Origin of the sequence: Curtobacterium sp. PhB190 (genome assembly GCF_004365385.1) — a bacterium.
In the GTDB taxonomy this organism is placed as follows: Bacteria; Actinomycetota; Actinomycetes; order Actinomycetales; family Microbacteriaceae; genus Curtobacterium.
Genome location: NZ_SODN01000008.1, coordinates 264,160 through 287,589, shown reverse-complemented (window position 1 = coordinate 287,589; position 23,430 = coordinate 264,160). Strand labels below are relative to the sequence as shown.

At 70.8% G+C, this 23,430-nt stretch carries 23 protein-coding genes; 10 read left to right on the top strand and 13 right to left on the bottom strand.

Annotated elements, in window-relative coordinates:
* Positions 1–285 (top strand): MarR family transcriptional regulator (locus EDF47_RS15250; protein WP_133937437.1); only part of this gene is annotated, 285 nt, incomplete at its 5' end.
* Between the two features lie 35 nt (positions 286–320).
* On the opposite strand, the gene EDF47_RS15245 is transcribed toward EDF47_RS15250, so the two are convergent.
* The 3 genes from EDF47_RS15245 to EDF47_RS15235 form a co-directional block, all read right to left on the bottom strand.
* On the bottom strand, positions 321–761 hold the full coding sequence (locus EDF47_RS15245) for a YsnF/AvaK domain-containing protein (RefSeq protein WP_133937439.1): 441 nt from the start codon (positions 759–761) through the stop codon (positions 321–323).
* 102 nt (positions 762–863) lie between these two features.
* Positions 864–1,631: a hypothetical protein gene (locus tag EDF47_RS15240; RefSeq protein ID WP_131881131.1), complete on the bottom strand. Its 768-nt coding sequence runs from the start codon at positions 1,629–1,631 to the stop codon at positions 864–866.
* 105 nt (positions 1,632–1,736) lie between these two features.
* The gene (locus EDF47_RS15235) at positions 1,737–2,546 is read right to left on the bottom strand and encodes a PRC and DUF2382 domain-containing protein (RefSeq protein ID WP_131881133.1); all 810 of its coding nucleotides are present in this window, start codon (positions 2,544–2,546) and stop codon (positions 1,737–1,739) included.
* 230 nt (positions 2,547–2,776) lie between these two features.
* Between EDF47_RS15235 and EDF47_RS15230 the strand changes: the two genes are divergently transcribed.
* Positions 2,777–3,493 (top strand): TetR/AcrR family transcriptional regulator C-terminal domain-containing protein, encoded by a 717-nt coding sequence (locus EDF47_RS15230; RefSeq protein WP_111086143.1) that lies wholly within the window; start codon positions 2,777–2,779, stop codon positions 3,491–3,493.
* A 29-nt stretch (positions 3,494–3,522) separates the two neighbouring features.
* Here the strand turns inward: EDF47_RS15230 and EDF47_RS15225 are convergent, their stop codons facing one another.
* Positions 3,523–4,248, bottom strand: coding sequence for a hypothetical protein (locus EDF47_RS15225; protein ID WP_131881135.1), 726 nt, complete (start codon positions 4,246–4,248; stop codon positions 3,523–3,525).
* Between the two features lie 224 nt (positions 4,249–4,472).
* Between EDF47_RS15225 and EDF47_RS15220 the strand changes: the two genes are divergently transcribed.
* Positions 4,473–5,570, top strand: a complete 1,098-nt coding sequence (locus EDF47_RS15220) for a BLUF domain-containing protein (protein WP_131881137.1) — start codon at positions 4,473–4,475, stop codon at positions 5,568–5,570.
* On the opposite strand, the gene EDF47_RS15215 is transcribed toward EDF47_RS15220, so the two are convergent.
* Both EDF47_RS15215 and EDF47_RS15210 read right to left on the bottom strand, forming a co-directional pair.
* Positions 5,525–5,986 carry a GNAT family N-acetyltransferase gene (locus tag EDF47_RS15215; protein ID WP_131881139.1) on the bottom strand — a complete coding sequence of 154 codons (462 nt, stop codon included), beginning with the start codon at positions 5,984–5,986 and terminating at the stop codon, positions 5,525–5,527. The two genes, EDF47_RS15220 and EDF47_RS15215, sit on opposite strands and share 46 nt — an antisense overlap.
* A gap of 207 nt (positions 5,987–6,193) precedes the next feature.
* A complete protein-coding gene (locus EDF47_RS15210; RefSeq protein ID WP_131881141.1) occupies positions 6,194–6,829 on the bottom strand; it encodes a hypothetical protein in 636 nt (211 codons plus the stop codon).
* Between the two features lie 151 nt (positions 6,830–6,980).
* Here EDF47_RS15210 and EDF47_RS15205 point away from each other — a divergent pair, with 151 nt between their 5' ends.
* Complete coding sequence (locus EDF47_RS15205; RefSeq protein WP_131881143.1) at positions 6,981–7,433, top strand: hypothetical protein; 453 nt, start codon at positions 6,981–6,983, stop codon at positions 7,431–7,433.
* 24 nt (positions 7,434–7,457) lie between these two features.
* Here the strand turns inward: EDF47_RS15205 and EDF47_RS15200 are convergent, their stop codons facing one another.
* The 5 genes from EDF47_RS15200 to EDF47_RS15180 all read right to left on the bottom strand — a co-directional run bounded on the left by EDF47_RS15200 (position 7,458) and on the right by EDF47_RS15180 (position 12,512).
* Positions 7,458–8,126: a response regulator transcription factor gene (locus tag EDF47_RS15200; RefSeq protein ID WP_123293595.1), complete on the bottom strand. Its 669-nt coding sequence runs from the start codon at positions 8,124–8,126 to the stop codon at positions 7,458–7,460.
* Positions 8,123–9,466, bottom strand: coding sequence for a histidine kinase (locus EDF47_RS15195; protein WP_133937441.1), 1,344 nt, complete (start codon positions 9,464–9,466; stop codon positions 8,123–8,125). The genes EDF47_RS15200 and EDF47_RS15195 overlap by 4 nt, the downstream gene beginning before the upstream one ends.
* Positions 9,453–10,427: a type II CAAX endopeptidase family protein gene (locus EDF47_RS15190; protein WP_133937443.1), complete on the bottom strand. Its 975-nt coding sequence runs from the start codon at positions 10,425–10,427 to the stop codon at positions 9,453–9,455. Before EDF47_RS15190 ends, EDF47_RS15195 begins: the two co-directional genes overlap by 14 nt.
* Before the next feature lie 226 nt (positions 10,428–10,653).
* Positions 10,654–11,214 carry a low molecular weight phosphatase family protein gene (locus EDF47_RS15185; RefSeq protein ID WP_133937445.1) on the bottom strand — a complete coding sequence of 187 codons (561 nt, stop codon included), beginning with the start codon at positions 11,212–11,214 and terminating at the stop codon, positions 10,654–10,656.
* A gap of 2 nt (positions 11,215–11,216) precedes the next feature.
* Positions 11,217–12,512: an adenylosuccinate synthase gene (locus EDF47_RS15180; RefSeq protein ID WP_111086193.1), complete on the bottom strand. Its 1,296-nt coding sequence runs from the start codon at positions 12,510–12,512 to the stop codon at positions 11,217–11,219.
* Positions 12,513–12,894: 382 nt separating this feature from the next.
* Here EDF47_RS15180 and EDF47_RS15175 point away from each other — a divergent pair, with 382 nt between their 5' ends.
* The 3 genes from EDF47_RS15175 (at position 12,895) to EDF47_RS15165 (ending at position 15,512) form a co-directional block, all read left to right on the top strand.
* Positions 12,895–14,274: a hypothetical protein gene (locus EDF47_RS15175; RefSeq protein ID WP_133937446.1), complete on the top strand. Its 1,380-nt coding sequence runs from the start codon at positions 12,895–12,897 to the stop codon at positions 14,272–14,274.
* A gap of 76 nt (positions 14,275–14,350) precedes the next feature.
* Positions 14,351–15,232, top strand: coding sequence for a L,D-transpeptidase (locus EDF47_RS15170; RefSeq protein ID WP_133937447.1), 882 nt, complete (start codon positions 14,351–14,353; stop codon positions 15,230–15,232).
* A 106-nt stretch (positions 15,233–15,338) separates the two neighbouring features.
* Positions 15,339–15,512 carry an antitoxin gene (locus EDF47_RS15165; RefSeq protein WP_123293590.1) on the top strand — a complete coding sequence of 58 codons (174 nt, stop codon included), beginning with the start codon at positions 15,339–15,341 and terminating at the stop codon, positions 15,510–15,512.
* Positions 15,513–15,599: 87 nt separating this feature from the next.
* On the opposite strand, the gene EDF47_RS19925 is transcribed toward EDF47_RS15165, so the two are convergent.
* Together EDF47_RS19925 and EDF47_RS15160 are read right to left on the bottom strand one after the other, a co-directional pair.
* Positions 15,600–15,764 carry a hypothetical protein gene (locus EDF47_RS19925; RefSeq protein ID WP_159573348.1) on the bottom strand — a complete coding sequence of 55 codons (165 nt, stop codon included), beginning with the start codon at positions 15,762–15,764 and terminating at the stop codon, positions 15,600–15,602.
* A 175-nt stretch (positions 15,765–15,939) separates the two neighbouring features.
* Positions 15,940–19,614, bottom strand: coding sequence for a S8 family serine peptidase (locus tag EDF47_RS15160; protein WP_165918862.1), 3,675 nt, complete (start codon positions 19,612–19,614; stop codon positions 15,940–15,942).
* A 161-nt stretch (positions 19,615–19,775) separates the two neighbouring features.
* Between EDF47_RS15160 and EDF47_RS15155 the strand changes: the two genes are divergently transcribed.
* From EDF47_RS15155 to EDF47_RS15145, 3 genes are read left to right on the top strand one after another with little or no spacing between them, the layout of a single operon-like run.
* Positions 19,776–20,441, top strand: a complete 666-nt coding sequence (locus EDF47_RS15155; RefSeq protein WP_132100685.1) for a TetR/AcrR family transcriptional regulator — start codon at positions 19,776–19,778, stop codon at positions 20,439–20,441.
* On the top strand, positions 20,438–21,199 hold the full coding sequence (locus tag EDF47_RS15150; RefSeq protein ID WP_132100686.1) for a hypothetical protein: 762 nt from the start codon (positions 20,438–20,440) through the stop codon (positions 21,197–21,199). The genes EDF47_RS15155 and EDF47_RS15150 overlap by 4 nt, the downstream gene beginning before the upstream one ends.
* Positions 21,196–23,430, top strand: coding sequence for a YhgE/Pip domain-containing protein (locus EDF47_RS15145; RefSeq protein ID WP_133937448.1), 2,235 nt, complete (start codon positions 21,196–21,198; stop codon positions 23,428–23,430). Before EDF47_RS15150 ends, EDF47_RS15145 begins: the two co-directional genes overlap by 4 nt.

Here is a 23,430-nt window from a genome sequence, read left to right as displayed (position 1 = left end):
CGCACGCCGAAGGAACTCGGCGGGTACCTGGAGATGGGAACGGGAGCCGTCACCGCGTTGCTCGACCGTCTGACCAAACGAGGTCTACTCGATCGTGTCCGCAACCCGGACGATCGCCGGAGCGTGCGGATCGAGCTGAGCGCCGACGGGTTCGCGGTGGTCGGGACGCTCCGGGCCGCCTACCGCCGGGCACTCCGGCAGTCCTTGCCGCCGGAGAGCACGGATGTGTTCATCCACTTCACCGAACGCGTGTCGCACGCCTTCCGCGAAGCCAGCGTCGACTGAGGACGACCGACTCCCTCACGCGTCCCCCACGCGACTCACGGGAGTGGAGCTCCTCCGGCCCGACGGTGCGACGTGACGATGTCGATCTCCTCCCGCCGGAGCCCCGCCTCGACGCGGTGCTCCTCCGTGACGGTGTGGGTCGTCAGGGTGACGCGTTCGACGGGGACGACTGCTGTCGAGACCGTGATCTGTTCCTCGCGGAGGACCACGACGATCGGTTCGGGGACGGTGTCCGTGGTGCCGGCCGACACCGGTACCGCGCCGCCGATCGGCTCACGGACGAGTCGGATCTCCTCGTGACTGACGTCCACTGTGATCGTCCGCTGCTCGGTGACGATGACCCGCTCGAGCCGGACCCGTTCGATGGCGTGGCGTTCGGTGCCGATGACGAGTCGCTCTTCGCGTCGGACCACGTCGAACTGGTCCGTCCGGTCGTCACCACCCGGAGCGTCGCGCGGTGCGTGGCGGGAGGTCATGGTCTTCTCCGATGCTGGGGGCACGGTCCCGAGCGAACACGGGAGCGCGGGGATGGCCCTCGGCCCCGCCCATGGTGAGCGGGGCCGACACACAGGGCGCGCTCAGTTCGAGCGATGGGAACTGGTCGTCGTCGAGGCAGCTCGCTTGGCCTTCCCGGCAGCCTCTTCTGCCTGCTCGACGACGGACGGCGCACGCTGGGCGTGCTGCTGGATCTTCGGGGCTTCGGCCTCGGCCTTCTCGAGGATCGCCTCCCAGCGGTGCTGCATCGGCTTGATGAGTCCGCCGCCGGCTCCGACGATGACGACGCCGGCGATGATCGCCAGGACCGCGATCAGGAGCGGGGTGGTGACCGAGGTGGCCACGTCGATCTGGTTCAACGCCGCGGTCGCTCCGATGAAGACGATGAAGACCGCGACGATGTTGCCCAGCAGCTTGCCGTAGGAGAGACCACCGAGCGTGTTCTGGATCAGGCCCTTCGCTCCGGCCGCGATCGCCGCGGCGACCACGATGATGATGATCGCGACGATGATCTTCGGCAGGAACCCGATGATGCCGGCGAGGAGATCACTCACCGGGTTGGACCCGAAGACGCCGAACGCAAACTGGAGCACGAACAGCACCAGCGTGTAGTAGATAATCTTCGACACGATGTCGGAGGCGTCGAGTTTCGAGTTCGCGAGGGCCTTCTTGATGCCCCCGCGTTCGACGGCACGGTCGAAGCCGACCTTGGTGAGGAGACGCGAGAGCCCCTTCTCGATGAGCTTCGCGACGATCAGGCCGACGACGAGGATGAGCAGGAAGAGCAACGCGAGCGGGACGAACGCGATGACCGCGGCCAGTCCGTTCTGCAGAGCGGCGGGGAAGTCCATGGGGTGAGCCTTTCGGGTGAGGGTCGGGTGGACAGGGCGCAGAGGAGGCGTCCTGTGGTGGCGACGGACGTCCGGCTGTCGCTGAGCGACCGTCGCCCAGCACGATCAGGAACGGGCGTCGCGGTCCGCGATGGTCTCGTCGGTCACGGCGGTGTCGTCGAGGACGATCTCCTCGTGCGCGACGTCCTCGGTGACCTCCTGCTCGCCGGCGATGGTCTCGGTGCCGAGCCGGACGCGCTCGACCGGGACCGTCTCCTTGGCGGTGACGACGCGCTCCTCGGTGAGCACGACCTCGTGTTCTTCTTCACTCAGGGCGGGCCCCGACAAGGCATCGTCGGCGGTCGCGTCGGTGATCGGCTCACGGCTGAGGGTGACCTCCTCGTGGCTGACGGGCACGGTCTTGGTGACCTGCTCGGTGACGATGTGCTTGCGCAGACGGGCACGGCCGGACTCGATCCGCTCGGTACCCACGTGCAGCCGCTCCTCGGAGCGGGTCATGGCGTCGTCCGTCGTCGGACCGGACGTGTCGTGTCCCTGGACGTCGGCGGAGTCCGTGCTCCGGTCGGCGCCCTGGTCGTACAGACCCGCATCCGCCGACGCGCTCGACGGGTTGCCGTAGAAGGAGTAGAGCGACTGCTCCTCGTCCGCGCTGAGCGCCCCGTCGGCGTCGACCCGCGGGGCGTCCTTCACGAAGGACTTCTCGTAGGCGACGTGGACGGCGCCGGCTTCGAACGTCGCGTCGTTCAAGGGTGCGAACGACTCCGAGGTGCCGAAGAGTCCGGTCCGCACCGTCACCCAGGTCGGAGCCTGGGTGTCGTTGTCGACGTAGACCTGGCCGACCGTGCCGATCTTGGCGTCGTCGCTCCCGTAGACGTCGGCGCCCGTGAGGTCGTTGATGCTGCTGCTGTCGATCATGGTGGTGCTCCTCTTCCCCGGCAGGTCGCCTGGGGTTCGATGCGGAGTGGATCCGAGGTGACGGCGGCGCACGGCCCGCTCGATCGGCGGAGACCACCACCTCGTGGACTTACGGCGTAAGCCCAGCGGGAGCTTACATCGTAAGTCGCGATAGCGTGGGTTTGTCGGCCGCGAACTCGGCGCAGCGCCCGTTGTCAGCCACGAACCGCGGATCGGCAGGGAGATCAGCCGTGGCAGCACGATCGAGGGCGAACCGTTCCGAGACGAACGCACCGAGGCTCAGCCGTGACCTCATCGTCGAGACCGCGTTGCACCAGATCGATCGGTCAGGTCCCCAGGGACTGTCCATGCGGTCACTCGCGCAGGAGCTCAGCGTGGAGGCGATGTCCCTGTACCGCTACGTGCACGGGAAGGAAGACCTGCTCGAAGGCGTCGTCGCCTCACTGATGCGGGATCTCACCTCGCAGCTCACCGAGGCCGAGGAAGCACACTGGCAAGGGTTCCTGCAAACGGTCGCCCATGCCGTCCGGCAGATCGCCACGGACCACCCGAAGGCGTTCCCGCTGGTGGCGACCCGCCACCCTGCAGCCCCTTGGCTCCGCCCGCCGCTGCGGAGCGTCGAGGTCGTCAACACGTTCCTGACCGCGCTGACGGGGAACGGCTTCACGGACGCCCAGGCGGTCAACGCGTACCGAGCGTTCAGCAGCTTCCTGCTCGGCCAGCTCCTCCTGCAGTCAGTGGTCAGCGGTGCCGAAGCAGGCCCAGCCGAGGAACCGCTCGACGAAGGAGGCGCCGCCATCCCCGAGGGCGACGGCAACACGTCCCTCGACGTCGCACCGGAGGTCCGCCGACTCCGCACGTTGTTGAGCGAGGACCGCAGCGACGAGGAGTTCGAGGTCTCCCTCGAGGCACTCCTCGACCGACTGGACCGCGAACTGTCGCAATGACCCGCGATCGCGGTCCGGCGACGCGGCCGTCAGACGTGGGCGTCGAGGTGCCCACCCCACACCTTGTACGTGTCGCGGTACCGGTGCTCGTCCGACTCGGGCCGCCACACCGACCGCGTCAGCTCGTCCGGGAACCCGACTGCGCGCACCCGTGGACAGGCTTCGACGACGAGTCGAGTCCGCGCGTTGAGGCGACGACCGTGCACCCCGGCTGCGAGCCGAGCCGGCCGGGACAGACTCCCGGCGTTGTCGAGGGGTGGGATCTCACCGATGACGACCTCGGCATCCACGGGCACCACTTCGCGCAGGGCAGCGATCGTGTCGCGGACGCGTTGTTCCCACACCCTCGTCGGCAGGACCCGGAGCGCATCCGTGATGCCGACCAACACGACGACGAGGTCGCACCGCCCCAGGTCCTCGCGGTGGGCGGCGATGACGGATGGGAGTTCCCGGACACTCGCCGAAGGTGCGGGGAGCATCTTCCAGGAGACGCCGCGCGCGGTCCGTGCTGCCCGGTGCCGAGCGAAGAACGCGGGGAGCGAGAGCTCGTGGGTGCGGACGCCGAGCGACAGTTCGCCCCGCTCACCCACGAACACCACGCGATCCGGGTCCGGGCCGGGCACCGTGCCCTCCATCGCGTCGTCCGGGTAGAAGTCCCCGGTCGCGTCGAGGCGACGGAACACGAACTCGACGACGCGCGCACTGCGCGACGGGAACCTGAACGCAGCGCGGCGCAACGACTTCGTCCGTGACACTGCCCCACCTCTTCCGAGCACCTTCACCGACCGGGACCCGGTCGGTGTCCGGTTCCTCCAGCGTAGGCAGCGGCCCACCGCCAGGACACCGCGCCATCCACCTTGCGCGCCGGCCACGGGCCACAGACGACAGGCGGAGCACGACGCGATCGGCACGCCTTGCCATCGGGGCAGGTGTGCGCCACTGTGTGGAACACAAGCTCGCTTCGAGGAACAGGGGCCACATGCTGTCGTTGGTGTACGTGAGCACGATGAGCCGACCGGTCACGGACGAGGAACTCGCCGAGATCCTGGTGGTCGGTCGCGAGAAGAACCTGCAGCTGGGCATCACGGGGATACTCGCCCACCAGGGGAGCAACTGCATCGGCATCATCGAGGGCGACGACGAGGTCGTGCGGGAACGGTTCGAGGGCATCCGTCAGGACCCCCGTCACACCAACGTGCGCCAGGTCGCCGCGGACACCGTCACGACGCGGTCCTTCCCGGAGTGGTCGATGGCGTTCCAACCGGCGGACCCGTTGATCAAGGAGATCCCGGGGTTCCTCGACCTCTTCGCCGACGGGCATGCGCCCGACCCCGCCACCGGGACGTCCCGCGCGACGGCCCTGCTGGAGTGGTTCCGGAAGCATCCCCTGGCGCCGCTGACGAACCAGCTCGGCGACGACGGCATCGAGCTGCGCACCCGGATCGTCAACGCGACGATCACGGCGCTGCACGACACCGGGGTCGAGCAGGTCGACGTCGACACCGTCGCCGCCCGGGCCGAGATGACCGTCGACGAGCTGCGCACCCACTTCCCCACCCGCGAGAGCCTGCTGACGGCAACGGTCGACCGGTGGTCGAGCTCCGTGTCACGGCCCCTGCGGCCGATCGCGGACACGCACGGCGCGGTCGCCTACCTGCACGCGCTGGTCGTGGCGTACTCGGAGGAACCGGCGCTGATGCGACTGCTCGCCTCGACGCTCGCCTCGAGCACCGACCCCGGGCACGAGGGCGCGGAGTACTACCGCACCCTGTACCTCCGGTTCCGTCGGACCGTCCGGGAAGCACTCGAGCGGGACATCCGGGTCGGTCACGAACCGGCCACCATGGATCCCGCGCGTGCCACCGAGCAGCTCCTCGCGCTCTACGACGGTCTGCGGATCCAGTCGCTCCTCATCGAGGGGTTCGACATCATCGCTTCCTTCGACCGTGCGGCGTCACGGCTGCGGCGGGGGTGGGCCGAGGACTACCGGCACACGGACCTCTTCGAGATCCCGGTCGAGGGCACGGGCGATCACAACGCCCGCGAGAAGCAGACCGACTCAGGGTCGTCGCGGTAGGGCCCGAACGGCTGGATCCGCACGAACCCGTTCCGGCTGAACAGCGCGGCGGCGTGCGGCTGCAGCACGCCGAACTCGGCGACGACCGCCGGCGCCTGCAGCTCTTCGGCCTGCGCGAGCAGTTCGAGCACCAGCAGGTCGCCGACGCCCTGCCCGCGGGAGTCCGGTCGGACGAACAGCCGCCGGATCTCGAAGACCCCGTCTCCCGCGGCACTGAGCGACGCGCTACCGAGTGCCAGACCGGAGGGGTCGCGGGCGATGACGTGCACGGCGGCGGTCGCCTCGGTCAGCGGACGGCCACGGTCGGCCGGGCGGCCGTAGATCCGGTCGACCTCGATGCGCGCCGCGGCGCGCAGCCGGACGGCGTCCTCGTGGTCGAAGGGCTCGGCCGCGACCGAGAACGTCAGGTGCTGCATCGTGGTGTGTTCCTCGCCCGGCGCCGCGTCGTCGCGGGTGCCCCGTGGGTGATCGGTGTGCGTGCCGCCGCTCGAACCCGAATCGAGCGGCGGCACGGTGTGCGCACTTCCGCTCGAACCCGAATCGAGCGGCGGCGCGTGCAGACGGCTGGCGTCTGCCCTCGGACGCCCTAGCGTCCGTGGTCCGTGGCGCGTGGTAGGTCCGGGTCAGCTCACCAGGTCGAGGTCCCACACGGGGGCGACGTACTCGCGGGACCATCCCTCGCGCAACCGGGTGACTGCCCGGTCGAACGCTTCGAGCAGGTCCATCTCGGGGCGCACCATGGACTGCAGCTGCAGTCCCTCGTAGGTCGCGAGCAGCTGCTCGGCGCCGCGCGACGGCTCCATGGTGCTCGGCTCGCGACCGAGCAGGCTGTCGCGCTGCAGGGAGTCCTGCACGAAGGCGTGGAAGCGGCGCCACCGCGCGTGCAACATCGGCGCGAGCGGGTGCTCCGGTGACGCCGCGATGTTCAGGGTGGCGGTGAGGAAGCGCATCAGGGACGGGTCGGCGATGTTCGCGGTCACGATCGCACGCAGGAACGGCACCGTCCCGAACCGTTCGGCGAGTGGCATGAGCGGTGCGGTGCGCTGCTCGTTCCAGTGGTCGATGGTGGCCAGGAGCAGACCGTCCCAGCTGGGGAACGTCCGCTCGACCACGTCGACGTCCTGGCCGGCGTGGTCCGCGACGACGGCCGGGGTCACCTCGTGGAGCGGACGTGTCCGCAGTGCCGTGATCATCCCGTCCACGACGGCCGATCGGAGGGCAGCATCGTCCGAGGTCCGGCGCGATGATTCGATGTGCATGCATACACCCCACCAGGCACACCGGTCCCACCCAAGCCCCCGAACGGGGATCGCGCGCAAAACGGACCAGCACGATCCGGCCACGACACTTCCCACCGATCGACCTGCGAGCGATACTCATCCCGTGCAGTGGGGAAGGATCGTACCGGTCGTGGTGCTGGCCCTGGTGGTCACCGGCGGGCTCGCGGGGTGCGATGCGGAGGGCCGGGTCCAGCCCCGCCGGGACACCGAGGAGAAGAGCGTGGCGTGTGCCTCGCGCATCGCACTCGACACTCCGGCCGAACGCCGTGCAGCTGCTGACCTCGTCGTCGATGCGGAGGTCGACAAGACCGGCCGCACCGTCGAGTTCCAGGGCGTCTACGACGTCTACGACGCGTCGGTCACCGACGTGTCGAAGGGCGACGACCCCGGCCACACCATCCAGGTCATCAGCACCTCGGACCAATGCGAGACGAGTGGCGAACCCGTCGAGTACTTCGACGGCGACGTCCTCGAGGACGAGGGCCGCTTCCGCCTCTACCTGACGAAGGCCGACCCCGAGGACGACGACAGCGTCTGGCGCCTCGTCGTCCCCGGCGCCGCCGAGCCGCTCACCACCGGCTGACGGCCGGCACGCACCACACGTGCCCTACGGCTCGGGGACCGCCACGATCCGGTTCTGGTACGCCCACACCACGGCCTGCAACCGTGACCGCACCCCGAGCTTCGGGAGCATCCGCGCCAGGTGCGACTTCACGGTCGAGACCTCGAGCACGAGTGCGACCGCGATCTCCTCGTTCGACATCCCCTGCGCGAGCAGCAGCAGGACCTCGCGTTCGCGGGCGGTGAGCACCCCGTCGGCCCGGTCCCCCGACACCGGCTGCAGGCTCCGTCGCGACACGAACTCGCGCAGCACCCGCCGCGTCAGGGCCTGGTCGAGCGTCCCGTTCCCCGCGGCCACCTGGCGTACGGCGTCGACGATGGTGTCCGGCTCGGCGTCCTTCAGCAGGAACCCGGAGGCACCGGCCTCGAGCGCCCCGAACACGTAGTCGTCCAGGTCGAACGTCGTCAGCATCAGCACCGGGATCGCCGGGTCGGCGTCGGGAGCGCAGAACAGCCGGGCGAGCTCGATCCCGTTCATGACGGGCATCCGGATGTCCAGGCAAGCCACGTCGGGTCGCAACGAGCGTGCCAGCGCGAGCGCCTCGCCGCCGTCGGCGGCCACGCCGACCACCTCGATGTCGGCCTCCGCGCCGAGGAGCGCGGACACCCCGGCGCGGACCAGCGGCTGGTCGTCCGCCACCAGCACGCGGATCACGCGACCACCTCGCCACCGTCGGCGGCCTGCGCGGGTGCGGCAGGTGCCTCCCGTCCGAGCGCCAGCTCCACCATCCATCCGCCGGTGGCGGTGGGGCCGGTCTGGAGGCTCGCCCCCACCAGGTCCGCCCGCTCGCGCATCCCCCGCAGGCCGTTGCCGCCCGACGGTGAGGTCGGCGCTGCCGGAGCGGCGGCCCGTGCGTTCTCCACCCGGATCACCACCCGGGTCGGGTCGCGGTCGTCGACGGTGACCGTGCACAGGGCGGACGGGGCGTGCAGGGCGGCGTTGGCAAGCGCCTCCTGCACCGTCCGGTAGGCGGCGAGCTGCGCGAGCGGGCCGACGCCGTCGGCCAGCGCCTGCGCTCCGCGCGCGTGGTCACCAGCGAGCACGTCGAGGCGCACGTCGCTGCGGAACCGGGCACGCTCGACCAGGTCGACGATGCCGGCGACCGTCTCGACCGCACGTTCGGCGGGGACGTCCTCTCGCAGGAGACCGACCAGACGGCGCAGGTCGTCGAGGACGGCGGTGCTCTGCTCCCGCACCTGACGGGCACCCTCGTGTGCGCGCTCCGGGTCGCTGTCGATCTGCCGGTCGATCACGGCGGCCATCAGGGCGATGCCGGACAGGTGGTGGGCGGCGATGTCGTGGAGCTCGCGGGCCATGGCGGCACGTTCGCGGGAGACCGCGGCGTCGACCAGGGCGTCCTGCTCACGGAAGACCGCGCTCGCCTCGGCGGTGCGGGCGGTGCGGACCTCGCGGCGGGACCGCACCAGCAGGGTGACCAGGAGCGGGAGCCCGACGGCGCCCAAGGCCTGCAGGACGCCCTGCCCGAGGGCGCCGGTCAGGACCGCACTGCCGGCTGCCACCAGCGCGCCGGCGACCAGCAGGGTCGGCCACAGGCGTGCGAGCGGGACACGGAGGGCGGCGAGGACCACGGCGACGACCACCGGCAGCGCGGTGAGGCCGAACAGGTCGAGCGACTGCGGAGCGAGCGCGGCGACCAGCACCGGCAGCGCGGACACCGCGACGAGCACGGTGCGCGGTGCACGACGGGCGGCGAGCAGGGCTGCGGACTGGACCAGCAGGCCGAGCGCCAGGACGGTCCACGCGGCGGTGAACGGCGCCGGGACCCGCAGGGCCAGGGCGGGGCCGTCCGGCTCGAGGGCGTCGAGCGGCGGCAGGCCGAACAGCAGGCCGAGGGCCACGACGGCCGTGCCGAGCGCGACGAGCACGTCGACGCGGCGGTCGCGGGTGCGCGGGTCGCCGTCGCGCGGCGGACGGGTGCGCGGGTCGCCGTCGCGCGACGTGCGCGTGCGCGTGCGCGGGTCAGCGGAGGCCATCGTGTGATCCTACGAGGCGGGTGCGGGCGGGGACTGGGGCGTCGATCGGCAGCGCGCGGCGAGCCGGGTCGTAGCCCAGGCGGCCGCGGGTCACGACGAGGAGCAACGCGGCAGCGACGGTCGAGGTGATGGTCAGGCCGATCATCAGCGTGCCGGCGGTCATGCTCGGGTACATCTCCGGGAACAGCGTCGAGATCGTGTTGTTCACGCCGACGTGCAGCAGCAGGGCCAGGGGCAGACTCTCGCCGGTCTTGTTGAACACCTGGATCATCACGACGTTGAACGTGATCGTGAACAGGGCGAAGACCACGGGCTCGCTCCAGTGTGCGTTCGGCCACCCGCCCCAGTCGCTCAGGTAGAGCGGCATGTGCCAGAGCGCCCAGATCGGACCGAGGACCGCAGCGGCTCCGAGCCCTCCGAAGCGGTGCTGCAGCCGGGGCAGGGCGAAGTCGCGCCAGCCGGGCTCCTCGCTCAGACCGGTGGAGAACAGTTGGATGACCAGGCCGGGCACGAGCATGGCGACGGCCAGGGCCGAGGGGGCACGGACGTCACCGCCGGCGAAGGGCAGCGCGGACGCGACGATCACGGCCGGCACGACGACGAGCGCCAGGGCGTACCAGTACCAGGCGACCCGCCAACGGAACAACCGACCGACCCAGCGACGCAGCCCCGGACGGCCGTCGGCGACCGCGGTGACGATGAACGCGCCGCCCAACGGGCCGAGCAGCGCCCCGGGCAGCACGCCGGTGAACTGGGCGGTGCCGAGGACCTCGGCGAAGTGCAGGTCCCACACGCCCAGGCCGTGCGGCGACAGGATGTACGGGATCCACGCCAGCCAGCTGAGGCCGAGCGCGAGGGTGAAGAAGGACGCGAGCGGGTGCCGGGCGATGACGCCGCTGACTCCCCCACGCTCCTGCGGAGTGGTGCCGGCGGAGGGCCGGACTTCGGTGGTGTTCGTCATGCACACGACGCTAGGAACTGCGGCGTCGCGGAACGACCGGCTTCGGGATGCACCTGCCGGACTTGCATCGAAAGGTGCAGGCGGTGGCGCGGCTGCGGCGCACGGTGCGGTGTCCGCCGGCCCGTGCGAGGTTGACCGCTCCGTGCGCCGCTACAACCCCGCACCGAGCCACCAACCTCGCACCGGACGACAGAGCTCGCACCGTGCGGGTCAGCGCAGCGCGGCGTCAGCGCAGCGCGGCCCGGAGGGCGTCGGCGATCAGCGCGAGCGCGGCGTCGATCTCGTCGGCGACCCGAGCGTGGGTCGCCTCGGACAGGCGGTAGGGGTCGTCGACGTCATCGTCCGCGGGGTCGGCCGGCGGCGGGACGGTGCCGCGCAGGCGTGCGACCCGTTCGACCAGGGCCTCGGGCGAGTGCACGTCGGCCAGGTCACCGGGCTCGAGCCCCGCGAGCACCCGCGCGAACTGCTTGATGGTGAACGCCCGCTTCGTCGCCCGGGGTACGAGCGACACCACGGCCGCGCGGTGCGACCGTTCGGCCGTCAGCACCAGGTCGGCGTCCTCGACGATCGAGGCCGTCAAGTAGCGCGAGCCGTGGCCCGACGGGTCACCGCCGAGCCGGACGGACTGCGCTGCGGCGGCGCCGTCCATCGCGGCGCCGTCGTCGGCGATGGTGCCGGCGGACTCGACCACGAACGCCGCAGCGTCCGGGCCGAGTCGCGCCGTCAGGACCTGCGCGCCGAGCGGTGAACGACAGATGTTGCCGCTGCAGACGAACAGGACCCGCATCGTCAGGCGCCGGCGCCGAGCAGGTCATGCCGGACGACGATGGCGTCGCGGCCCGGACCGACACCGATCGCGGAGATCCGCGCGCCGGACATCGCCTCGACCGCGAGCACGTAGTCCTGCGCGTTCTTCGGCAGGTCGTCGAACGAGCGGGCGCCGGTGATGTCCTCGGTCCAGCCGGGGAACTCCTCGTAGACGGGCTTCGCGTGGTGGAAGTCCGACTGGTTCACGGGGACCTCGTCCACGCGGACGCCGTCGACCTCGTACGCGACGCAGACGGGGATCGTCTCGAGCCCGGTCAGCACGTCGAGCTTGGTCAGCACGAAGTCGGTCACGCCGTTGATGCGCGCGGTGTACCGGGCGATCGGGGCGTCGTACCAACCACAGCGGCGCGGACGGCCCGTCGTGGTGCCGAACTCGAAGCCGTTGGCGCGCAGGAACTCGCCGGACTCGTCGAACAGCTCGGTCGGGAACGGACCGGCACCGACGCGGGTCGTGTACGCCTTGACGATGCCGATGATGCGCTCGAGCTTGCCCGGGCCGATGCCGGAACCGGTCGCTGCGCCACCGGCGGTCGCCGACGACGAGGTCACGAACGGGTAGGTGCCGTGGTCGACGTCGAGCATGGTCGCCTGACCGGCCTCGAACAGGACGGTGTCGCCACGCTCCAGGGCCCGGTGGATCTCGAGGGCGGTGTCCGCGACCATCGGGCGCAGGCGCTCGGCGTAGGACAGCAGCGACTCGACCACTTCTTCGGCATCGATCGCGCGGCGGTTGAAGACCTTGACGAGCAGGTGGTTCTTCTGGTCGAGGGCCGCTTCGACCTTCTGGCGCAGGATGTTCTCGTCGAAGATGTCCTGGACGCGGATGCCGACGCGGTTGATCTTGTCGGCGTAGGACGGACCGATGCCGCGACCGGTGGTGCCGATCTGGCGCTTGCCGAGGAACCGCTCCGTCACCTTGTCGATGGTGCGGTGGTAGTGCGTGATGAGGTGGGCGTTCGCCGACACGAGCAGCTTCGAGGTGTCGACGCCGCGGGCCTTCAGCGCGTCGAGCTCCTGGAACAGCACCTCGAGGTCGACGACGACGCCGTTGCCGATGATCGGCGTGACGCCGGGCGTGAGGATGCCGGAGGGCAGCAGGTGCAGCGCGTACTTCTCGCCGCCGACGACGACGGTGTGGCCGGCGTTGTTGCCGCCGTTGAACTTCACGACGTAGTCGATGCGGGAGCCGAGGAGGTCGGTGGCCTTCCCCTTGCCCTCGTCGCCCCACTGGGCTCCGATGATGACTGCTGCGGGCATCTGGTTCTCCTCACGTTGGCGGAGGACCTCACGCGACCAGGCGGGCCGGTGGTCCACCCGAGTCTATCGGCTGGTCACTCGCGCGCCACCCATCGGACACGGTCGCCCGCACCGTCGCCGCGTCGGTGAATTGTCCTCATTACGCGTCGGTGCGCACCGAACGTCCCCACAAGGGGGGACAAATAGTTCCAGGCCGGAACATCTCGGGAAGCGCGACGTATCGTGCACCGCGACGTCGGTTTCCCTGTCGGCGTCACGTCGGAGTCCAACCCACTCCGTTCAGCCAGCGCGAGATTCGCGTGAGCACCACCGGACGCTGCAGCGCGCCCGGATGCATCAGAACAGTCGTGCCCTCATGCAGCACGGAAAGAAGAGTTCAACGATGAACAAGGCTCTCTGGAGCAAGAAGGCGCTCGCTCTCCCGGCGTGCGCCGCGATCGTCGTCGGTGGCGTCACCTTCGCCGCCTCCCCTGCGATGGCGGACCCCGCCGACCTGTCCATCACCAGCCAGTCGGTCTCCGGCCGCGTGCTGACGGTGACCGGCACCGGCACCCCTGGTGAGAACATCCAGCTCGACGAGGACTTCCGCAACACCCGCCAGGAGATCCCGGCGAGCGGCACCTGGACGATCTCGTACACGATCCCCGGTACGGACACGACGACGCAGACCTACACGTTCGAGCAGCTCAAGGGCCTGAACCAGGACGGTTCGGTGACGGTCACCGCCGCCCCCGAGGCCACGGACAAGCCCTTCGCCGTCACGTCGCAGTCGGTCTCCGGCCGAACGCTGACCGTCTCGGGCACCGGCGCCGTCGGCAACACCGTCAACTTCGACGTGGGCTTCCCGGTGCAGCGCACCGCCATCAAGGACGACGGCACCTGGACGATCTCGTACGAGATCCCGGGCACCGACACCGACGAGCACACCTACACGATCAACGAGCAGCGCGCGAACCTGTCGACGGTCGACTCCGTCACCGTCACGGCTCGCGCCGAAGTAGCCGTCCTGCCCTTCGCCGTCACGTCGCAGTCGGTCTCCGGCCGCACGCTGACGGTCTCCGGTACCGGCGCCGTCGGCAACACGGTGAACTTCGACGTGGGCTACCCCGTCCGCCGCACCCCGATCGCCGACGACGGCACCTGGACGATCTCGTACGAGATCCCGGGCACCGACACCGACGAGCACACCTACACGATCAACGAGCAGCGCGCGAACCTGTCGACGGTCGACTCCGTCACCGTCACGGCTCGCGCCGAAGCCGCGGTTGCGGACTTCAACTTCTCGCTGACCAGCCCGACCGACGGCGACACCGTCGACTCGCGCACCGTGACCTTCACCGGGACCGGCGCCGTGGGCGACACCGTGAACGTGCTGGACGCCGATGGCAACCGCGCTGCTCCGCAGACGATCGTGGACGCCGACGGCAACTGGTCCACCACGGGCACCTTCTCGGACTCGGCTGCTGTCGAGCAGGACCTGAGCGTCAACCAGGTCGGTGGCGGCCAGGGCCAGGGCAACATCGAGTTCTCGATCACGCTGCCCGCCGTGGCAGCGGCCCCCGGTGACGGTGGCGACGAGGGCACAACCCCCGGCGACGGCGGCGACGAGGGCACAACCCCCGGCGACGGCGGCGACCAGGGCGCGACCCCCGGCACCGGCACCGGCACCGGCACCGGCACGGGTACCGAGACCGGCGCTGGCGCCGCTCCGACCGCCGGCCGCACCCCGGCCGTGGGTGCACTCCCGGTCGTCAGCGGCTGACACCGGAACCATCCACCGAGCGGGGGCGCGACGGATCGTCGCGTCCCCGTTCGCCGTCCCGACCCGGAATCCGCACATGCACGCAACTCGCTCAGCTCGCCTCGTCCTCGCCGTCGCCGCCGGAGTGCTGCTCTCGCTCGGCCTGGCGTCCTGCCACGCTGATCCCGCCCCGACCGCTGCGAGCAGCACGGGTACCGCCATGGCGGCCCCGACGGCGTCCGCCGAGCCCTACCGCGCACCGTCGACGAAGACGGTCGCAGCACTCCCCGAGGCCCGGTACGACGCGGTCATCGGCGGGCTCCTGCCCTCGTACGACCCTGACGTCCCGGAGGCCGCAGGACACGCGTACACGATCCAGCGCGACGCGCCGCTCTACGGCGACGACCGCACCGAGCCGGTCGCGAGACTCACAGCCGAGAACTTCCTCGGCGACCCCACCGTCGTCGTCCCGCTGCGGTTCCAGGGCGACTGGGCCCTCGTCATGACCCCGAGCCGACAGGCACTGCCGTCAGCTGCACCGGGCGGCGCTCCAGCCCAGACCGCCGGCTGGATGCGCCGCGGCCTGCTGCACCAGGGCGGCGCGCTCGACGACCACGTCGTCATCTCCGTCGGCGACCAGACCGTGTCGATCGTCGCTGCGAGCGGCAAGGTCGTGCACGAGTTCCCGGCCGGCGTCGGTGCCGGGGACACTCCGACCCCGACCGGTGTCGTCGGCTACATCCAGGCGAGGTACCTGGATCCCGCCCAGGACCAGACGGTGCACCAGATCAACCTGACGACGCTGCACTCCGCAGCGGCGGACGAGCCGTTCGGCGGTGACGACGGCGGGCTCATCGGCGTGCACTACGAATCCGTCGCCCGCGGAGCGGTGTCCCACGGGTGCGTCCGCCTCGACGGTGATGCCGTCGATGCGATCAACGCACTCCCGCTCGGCACCGTCGTGCAGATGGTCGCGTAGTCACCGGTACCGCGACCTCTCGTCCGGACCACACAGGCTGCGTGGACGCTCGGTGAGTCCGGAGCACCGTCGGACCCGTCAGATCCACCATCGGAAGGAGCACGACATGAGTGACCTCGGTGACAAGGCCAAGGACTTCGCGAACAGCGACAAGGGCGAGCAGGCGTCCGACGCCGGCCTCGACAAGGCAGGCGACGCGGCCGACAAGGCGACCGGCGGCGGCCACGGCGACCAGATCGACAAGGCCCAGCAGGCGGCTGACGACAAGGTCGGCGAGTAACGCCCGGTACGCACCCTGGTGACGGACGGAAGGCCCGGTGCCAGCTGGCACCGGGCCTCCCGTCCGCATGTGACGTGCGTTCCGCGATCAGGCGCGGAAGAAGTCCTGGTACGACGGGTCGCCGACGGGCTGCGAGTACCCGGGCTCGGCGAGACGCTGCTCGATCATCGCCTGGACGACGTCGGGCGGGGTGAGCCCCCGCCGGCGCCACTCGGTCGGGTTGGCCCGGAGCTGGCTCAGCGTGTTCTGCATGCTGCAACCCTGGCACCCGATAACTAGTTTGTCTAACTACCTGTCCCGATTCCGCGTTCCCGGGGTCCCGGTCCCCGGCCCCGGCCCTGCTTCGTGAGCAGAAGATGTCGGGTCCGAACGCGGGACCCGACATCTTCTGCTCACCATGTGCGGCGCGCGGACGCGCTCGCGGCGACTACTTGCGCGACACCTTCGCGGTCGACTTGGACGTCGCGGTTCCGTCCTTGTAGCCCGAGGCGTGCGCGGTCACCTTGACGGAGAACTTGTGTCCCGCGTCGGACGTGCCGAGCTTGTACGTCGCACCGGTGGCCTTCCCGACGACCTTGCCGTCGCGGAGCCACTGGTACTTGTACGTCGCCTTCGTCGTGCTCCACTTGCCGTGGTTGGCCGACAGCTTCGAGCCGACCTTCGCCGTCCCGCTGACCGTCACCTTGCTGCCCGCGGCGAGCGCGAGCGTGGGCGGGGTCACCGAGATGGTCGACGTGCCGGCCTGCTTGCCCGACGCGTTGCCGAGGTGCAGGAGCAGCACGGTGGCCTTCGTGACACCCGACGCTCGGGTGACCCGGAGGGCGCCGGAGTCGGCGAACAGGACGCCGGTGCTGCGGCCCTGCGCGAAGGACAGTGCCGGCTTCGACGGGTCGAACGAGGCGCTCTTCGTCTCGTCCACCACGGAGGAACCCGTGGTCGCGGCACCCGGGGCGTACGCCGACTCGGTCAGGACCGAGTAGGTGAACTTGCCCTTCGCGCCGATCAGCGCACCCGTGGTCGTGAGCACCTTCACCGAGCTGTCGAAGGTGTTGACGTCCTGGCCGGGTGCCCCGCCGTTCAGCGGCTGGACGTCGACGACCGGGTCGACGTCCGGGTCGTCCGACGCGGCCTTGGCCAGGTCGATCGTCGTCGCGAACGTCGCGTCCACCGCGGCGGACTTGGCGTTGTAGACCAGGTAGTCGGGCTCGCCGTCACGGTTCGTGTCGATGAGCACCTCGACGTTGGTCACGGCGCCGGGGTTGGCGTCGGGACCGGCCGTCTGGATGCCGAACGCGATCGTGTCCGAGGCCTTGTCGTAGCTCGCGCCGTAGGAGCGGATGTCCGCTGCCTGCAGCGAGCGCTTCGCCGAGCCCGCCGGGAACGACTCGACCGGGTCGGTCCCGCCGAGCACGAACGGTGCGACGGCGGCGTGGTAGCCGCTCGTCAGGCCGCCCTGGTCGACGGTGCGCCCCTTGAGCGTCAGGTCGGCCGACTTGCCCGGGCCGGTGAAGGCGACGGTGGAGCGACCCTGCACGGAGCTGACGGGCTTCGGTGCGAGGTACGCACCGACGCGCAGCGGCACCGCGGTCGTGTCGGTCGGCGTGAACGCCACGATGCCCGAGGCGGCGCTGACGAACTCGCGCTGGTAGCCCTGCTGCACCGACTCCTGGGTGGGGTCGATGACGCGGCGGAGCTTCGTCGGGTCGGCGATCGAGAAGGTGAGCTTCACCGTCGCGGTGCGGTTCGCCGGGACGGTGACCCGCTTCGTGTTGAGCGCGAACGTCACGCCGGGCTGCGACACCTGCGGCTGGTAGGCCACGTCGTAGGTGTGCGCGACGCCGTCGGTGTTCGCGATCTGCAGGGTGCGGCTCTCGGTCGTCGCGCTCGAGACCTCGACGACACCGAACGAGGCGGTGACGAGCAGGTCGTTCTCGACGCTCCGGACGGTGGTGCCGGCGGTCACGGCCTGCAGGGCGTCGACGCGGCCGGTGCCCTGCCGGAGCAGGGTCGCCGATCGCGAGCCGTCCTTGACGTCGTGCGTCGCCGTGTTCATGAGCGCCGCCTTGACCTGCGGGGCGCTCCACTCCGGGTGGGACTGGAACGTCAGCGCCGCGATGCCCGCTACGTCCGGCGTGGCCATCGAGGTGCCGCTCATCGACATGCGGCCGTCACCGGTGCCGTTGGCCGCCGAGATCACGTTGACCCCGGGGCCGGCGATGTCCGGCTTGACGATGTCGTTGAACGACCCGTGCACGCCCCGGCTGGTGAACGCGGCGAGCGTGTTCACGGCCTCCGGGTCGGTGGCGAGTTCGAAGCCCTTGAGCTCGTCCGCGAAGCGCACGTGCAGGGTCCCCGCCTTGGCAGCTGCCTGGAGGCTCGTGGCGGCGTCCAGCGTCAGCTCGGCTCCGGGGATGGTCGCGTTTCCGGCGATGCCCGAGTCGAAGGTGTTGATCGTGCCCGCGAGCAGGACGCCGATGCCGCCGGCGGCCTGGACGTTGTTGAAGCGCACGCCGGAGCCGCACTCGAGTGCGCCGTCCGTCCACTTCAGCCAGACGACCTTGCCCGCGATCTTCGCGGCGTCGGCGGCGCTGAACGCGGCGCAGCCGTCGATGTTCGTGGTCGGGACGACGACGTCACCCTCGACCGGCAGCGTGCCCGTGAAGTTCTGCGAGTACTGCGACCGGTAGGTCTTCGCGACGTTCGCGGGGGCCGTGGCCTGCACGCCGTCGTAGAGCGACTGACCGGTGGCGCTCGCGGCGACGGTGAGCGCACCCTCAGCGTTGCCCGGCGAGCCACCGATGTCGGTGAAGTCGTCGGCGTTGCCCGAGGCGATCACGGGCAGGACCCCGCGTGCGGTCAGCGCGTCGATCTTGGCGTTGTCGGGGTCGTCCGGTGCGCCGTAGTCGGAGCCGAGCGACAGGTTCAGGACGTTGATGTCCTTGCCCTCGGTGAGCGCCTGGCCCACCCAGTCGAGCGCGGCGCCCGTGACGTCGGTCGAACCGCCGCCGTCACCGAACACCTTGAGGGCGTAGAGGCCGGCCTCGGGCGCGGTGCCCGGACCGATCCACATGTCCTGCACCTGCTGCGTGGTGAGCTTCGTGTAGTCGCCGTCGAACTGCTGCTTGTCGGCGGTCAGGCCGTAGCCCGCGATCGAGCCGGACACGTGCGTGCCGTGGTCGCCGCCCTTGCCGTCGATGGGGTTGTCGTCCGGAGCCGGCACCGGGTCGTAGGCCGGGTCGGTCGGGTCGGCGTTGTAGGTCGCGCCGGCGAAGTCGTACCCGCCGAGGAACTTCGACGCGTCGTACAGGCTGGGGTCCGGGGCGCCGGAGCTCGCGTTCGCCAGGGCCTGCTGGTAGGCCGCGGTGGTGCCGGGGCCGCCGAAGTCGGCCTGCGTGTAGTCGAGGCCGGTGTCGAGGACGGCGACGTTGACGTCCTTGCCGGTGTGGCCGGTCTGCTGCCAGGCGTTGAGCGAGCGCGTGTAGACGTCGCTCGCGGCGTTCTTCGGCGAGACGCCGTCGGCGCCCGGCTTCACGAGGCTCGGGTCCACACCGGACGGTGCGGCGCTCGCGTCGGCGTTGACCGTCGGCTCGACGATCTTCTTCGGCGTGAGCGGGATGATGCTCTCGACGTCGGAACGCTTCGCGATGTCCTGCAGCGCGGAGACGTCGGCGACGACCGCGACACCGGGGACGGTGTACTCGGTCGAGTAGAGCTCGGTGGAGTCGGCGTCGGAGCGCTTCACGGCGGCGCGGACGGCCGCGGTCGTCGACTCGATCGCCTTGACGCGGCTCTTCGCTGCCGAGGACTGCGTCTTGGACTTGGTCAGGTCACCGCCCTTCGCGTTCGCGTCCACCTCGAGGGCACCCTGGCCGGTCGTGCGCACGAAGGCGGCGACGGTCTTGGTGGGCTTGGCGTCGCGCAGTGGTGCGGAGAGCTTCAGGTCGGCCACCGACACCCCGGCCGGAGCTGCGGAGGCCGCGCCCCCGACTGCGAGGCCGCCGCACGTCAGGGCCACGGCGGCGATGCCGGCGGTCAGGACGCGTGCGATGCGATGGGAGTTCGGGGTCGGGTTCGGGTCGTGGTTCGGTGTTGCACGGTTCAAAGAGGGCACTCCAGGCTCAGTCCGTGGTTCGCATGAGATTGCTGTGAAGTTATGCGCTTACATTCAGAAAGGGCAGTCCGCACTTTGGGGGACACCCCCGTTCGAGGGCCGGTCTTCCTGTTAAGTTGCACACACGTGTGCACGTTATTACGATGAGGTTCGTGACCACTGCTCCCCACCCCGCACGCGCACCCCGCCGCGACGCGACCGAGAACCGGGCAGCCCTCCTCGACGCAGCACGGACCTGCCTGCAGCGCGATCCGGACGCCTCCATCGAGACGATCGCCGCGGCCGCCGGACTCTCGCGCCGCGCGGTGTACGGACATTTCCCGTCACGTGACGACCTCGTGCGCGAGGTCGTGACCTCCGGCGCCGCTCGCATCGCCGCGGCCATGCCGACCACCTCGGACCTGCAGGAGCTGCCGCCGGCCGCCCGGCTCGCCGCGATCGCCGTGACCCTCTGGACCGAGGTCTCGCACGTCCGGTCCATGGCCCGGGTCGCCGTGCGCAGCCCGTTCGCCGAGCCCGTCGCCGAGGTGTTCGCACCCCTGCGCGCCCAGGTCCGTCAGGCGTGCGCCCTCGGGATCGCCGAGGGCGCCATGCGCGACGACGTCGACCCGGCCACCCTCGGGCGTCTGGTCGAGGGTGCGTGCATCGCCGTCCTCGACGAGGCGACCCGGTCGGGCACCCCGGACGAGGCCGGACGGCGCATGGTGGTGCTGTCGGCGCTCGGCATGGCCGGCATCGACTGGCGCACCGCACTGCTGTCCGAACCCGCGGCCGCGGCCACCGGCTCCGCTGTCTCCCCCGTGAAGGACCCCGCATGACGCTCGAACTGGACCACGTCGGCATCGGCGAGGAGCCCGGCGCGGCACTGCCCGTCGTCTCCGCCGTCGCCGCGCCCGGACACCCCGGGGTCGTCGCCGTCGAGACCGAGCAGGCCCCCGTGCTCGCCTCGCTCGTCGCCGGCGGCCGGATGCAGCCCGACACCGGGCGGCTGCTGCTCGACGGGCACGAGGACGCCGCCGCCGTGCGCCGCGCCTTCGCCCTCGTCGACACCCCGGGCGTCGCCGAGCCCTTCCCCGTGATGACCGTCAAGCAGATCGTGCGCGAGGAGCTCGCGTTCGCCGCCCAGCGCCCCTCGCGCGACCACGTCGACACCGTGCTCGAGGAGCTCGGCCTGGGGCACTACGCGGACACCCCGGTCCAGCGGGTGCCGACCGCCGTGCGCGTCCGACTGCTCGTCGAGCTCGCCCTGCTCCGCGACGGCGTGACCGGCCTCGTCGTCACCTCGCCCGAGCGGCACGGCGGCGCCGTCGAGGAGTGGTTCGCGGTCCTCCGCGACGTCGCTCGACGCGGCGTGACCATCGTGCTGGTCACCTCGAAGGCCGCAGCCGCGACCGTCGAGACGCTGCTCGACACGACCGAAACCGTCCAGACGCACGACGACGCCGCGACGCACGTCGCGCTCCAGACCGAGGGTCCCGACGACGCGGCCCTGTCCGGCGGAACCGAGCCGGGCCTCCCGTCCGGCCCTTCCGTCACCGCAGAATCCGCAACCGTCCCGACGGAGGCAACCCCGTGACCACCACCTCGCTCGTCCGCGCCGAACTGGCGCGACTCACCGCGACCCCGCTCGCACGACTGGCGTTCATCGCCCTGATGATCGTGCCGCTGCTGTACGGCGGCGCGTACCTGTGGGCGAACCGCGACCCGTACGCCAAGCTCGACCAGATCCCGGCGGCGATCGTCAACCTCGACGCCGGGGCCACCCTCGACGGCGACCAGGTCGACTACGGCACCGACGTCACCAAGGAGGCGATCGACGGCGCCGACTTCAAGTGGACGAAGACGACCGCCGCCGACGCCCGCTCCGGCGTGCGGAACGGCACCTACGACTTCGTCGTCACGATCCCGCACGACTTCTCCGAGCACCTGGTGTCCGCGCAGTCCGACGACCCGACGCAGGCGAAGCTCGTCATGACGACGGCCGACACGAACTCGTACCTGGCCTCGACCATCGCCGAGCAGGCCGGCAAGACCATGCGCACCGCCGTCGCCGAGCGCGTCGGCAAGCAGGCGGCGAAGACCCTGCTCGTCGGTCTCGCCGACGTCCGCGACAGCCTCGGCGACGCCGTGGACGGTGCCGACCAGCTCGCCTCCGGCACCGCGAAGGCGGACTCGGGGGCTCGCAAGCTGGCGGACGGCACCGGCAAGCTGTCGTCCGGCGCAGCGGAGCTCGCGTCCGGCACGGCGTCGTTGCCGTCCCAGACCCAGCAGCTGGACAGCGGGGCGCAGCAGGTTGCGTCGGGTGCTTCCACGCTCGCCTCGGGCCTGGCGAGTGCGCAGCAGCAGACGGCGGCGCTGCCGTCGCAGACGCAGCAGTTGAACAGTGGGGCGCAGCAGCTGCAGACCGGGCTGCACCAGCTCCGCGACCAGACGTCGACCCTGCCTGCGGACTCGGCGACGCTCGCGTCCGGTGCATCGAAGGTCGCCAGCGGCAACGCCGAGCTCGCCGACAAGGCCGCACCGTTCATCGCGGGTGTCCAGCAGCTCTCGGCGCAGTCGCCGGAACTCGTCGCGTCGCTGAAGCCCGTCGTGCAGGCGTCGACGGTGCTCACCGCGGAGCAGAAGACCCAGCTGCTCGACGGGCTCGACGACCTGCAGGCCGGCAGTGCCGATCTCGGCACCGGTGCCGGAGCGCTGTCCGGCAACCTGCAGAAGCTCAAGACCGGCAGCGCGCAGGTGTCCGCCGGAGCGTCGCAGCTCGCCGAGAAGGCTCCGTCGCTGACGAGTGGCATCCAGCAGCTCTCCGACGGCTCCGACACGCTCGCCGCCGGGACGTCGAAGCTGGCCGCCGCGGCGCCGACACTGACCTCGGGCATCTCGTCGGCGGCGGACGGGGCGTCGACGCTCTCGACGGGTGCCGCGAAGGTCGCAGACGGTACGTCTGCGCTCGCGTCCGCCGCACCCACGCTGTCGTCAGGTGCTTCGTCGCTCGCCACGGGCGCAGCGTCCGCCGACAAGGGTGCTTCGTCGCTCGTCTCCGGCTTGGACAAGCTCAAGACCGGGTCGTCGAAGCTCGCCGCGTCGCTCGACGAGGGCCGCACGAAGATCCCCGCGTCGAACGCCTCGGAGCGGGAGTCGCAGGCCTCGGTCATCTCCGACCCGGTGAAGGTCGGGGACGACAACGTCGCCGCGGCGTCGAACTACGGCGCCGGCCTCGCGCCGTTCTTCATCTCGCTCGCAGCCTGGATCGGCATGTACGCGCTGTTCCTCATCCTCAAGCCGATCTCGAAGCGGGCGATCACCGCGGTGCGGAAGCCCCTCGCGGTCGTGTTCGGCGGCTGGCTGACCCCGGCGCTGCTCGGCCTGGTGCAGATGGTCGCGCTGTTCTTCATCGTGCGCTTCGCCCTCGACCTGAACGTGGTGCACGTGGGCGGCACGATCGGGATCATGGTGCTGGCCTCGGCGACCTTCGCGGCGATCATCATGGCACTCAACGTGCTGCTCGGGTCGGTGGGGCAGTTCCTCGGCCTGGTGCTCATGCTCGTGCAGCTCGTCACCGCTGGCGGCACGTTCCCGTGGCAGACGCTGCCCGGACCGTTGGCAGCGCTGCACTTCGCGCTGCCGATGACGTACTCGGTCGACGCGATCCGGCAGACGATGTACGGCGGGAACCTCGGCGCCGCGTGGTCCGACGCGGGCGTGCTGCTCTGCTGGCTGCTCGGGGCGCTGCTCGTGTCCTTCGTGGTCACGGCGCGGCAGACCCGCTCCCGCACGCTGCGCGACCTGCGCCCGAGCCTGATCGGGTAG